General features: G+C 69.0%; 1 protein-coding gene and 1 pseudogene. One reads left to right on the forward strand and one right to left on the reverse strand.

Annotated features, from left to right (window positions below; translation table 11 throughout):
- Positions 1 to 102 precede the first annotated feature (102 nt).
- Positions 103 to 546, forward strand: coding sequence for a hypothetical protein (locus tag ABD374_RS31530; RefSeq protein ID WP_344500042.1), 444 nt, complete (start codon positions 103 to 105; stop codon positions 544 to 546).
- A gap of 278 nt (positions 547 to 824) precedes the next feature.
- Here the strand turns inward: ABD374_RS31530 and ABD374_RS31535 are convergent.
- Positions 825 to 911, reverse strand: a pseudogene (locus tag ABD374_RS31535) (transposase); the annotation flags it as partial.

The raw sequence follows: 911 nt of genomic DNA on the forward strand, positions 1-911 counted from the left end.
CCCACCACCGCAACCCACCCCCACCACCGCCCTCCACCGTCACACTGGTGTCACCCACCAAGCCAAACAGCAGATGCCTAAAAAGATCCTAAATCAACGGTATTGGGCCTAGTCCACCTCGTCCGCCGCTTCCATTACGAGATCGCCGAGCTCCAGCCCGGCGAGGCCGTCGGCTGGACCGCTCCGGGCGGGCTTCGGGGGCCCGCCCGCAACCTGGCCTCCGGCACCGCCGTCCGCGTCCGCCCCGGCCACTGCCCGCCCGGCACCAAGGGCGGCTACTTCCCCCTCGAGCTCGCGGTTCTCCGCGACATCCTCGCCGAACTCGACGGCATGGTCCGCTGGGGCGGCGACGACCGCGCCGTCGACGAGGCCCTCTTCTACCTCGCCGTCGGCCCCGACGACACCCGCCTGACAGCCGTCGCCGAACGCCTCCGCGTCGGCGAGACCACCTCCGGCCGGGGCGCCGGCACCCTCGTAGACGTTCACGACAAGCGCCGCCGCTCGGTCGCCAACGCCCTCGCCCGCCGCCAGCGCAACGGGGCCTGACGCCACTCCGCGCGCGGCCCGGGACTCCGGTGGGTGGGGCTCATTCGGACAGGCGAGCCGGAACATCTCGGGCGTCAGAGAGTCCGAATGAGCCCCCCTTCTTCCCGGCTGTCTGGAGGCCGGTGCACGGCGACTTCGTCTTTGCGGAGCAGTGCGTGAGCGCCCGGTTGGTCGTCATTCCCGTTTCCGCGCTGGATGCATGGCGCGGTTACCCGGCTCAGCTTGTTCTTTAACCTCTGTCCGCACTCTGACGTTCCCCTGTTACTGACTTCGGCTTGTCAGGGTGTGGCTGGGTCGTCGAGGGTGAGGCCGGTGCCGGCTATGAATCCGTCGAGTGTGTCGGGTCGGTATTGAAGGCGTTTGAG

This window comes from Streptomyces enissocaesilis (assembly GCF_039533765.1).
Taxonomy (GTDB): Bacteria; Actinomycetota; Actinomycetes; order Streptomycetales; family Streptomycetaceae; genus Streptomyces; species Streptomyces enissocaesilis.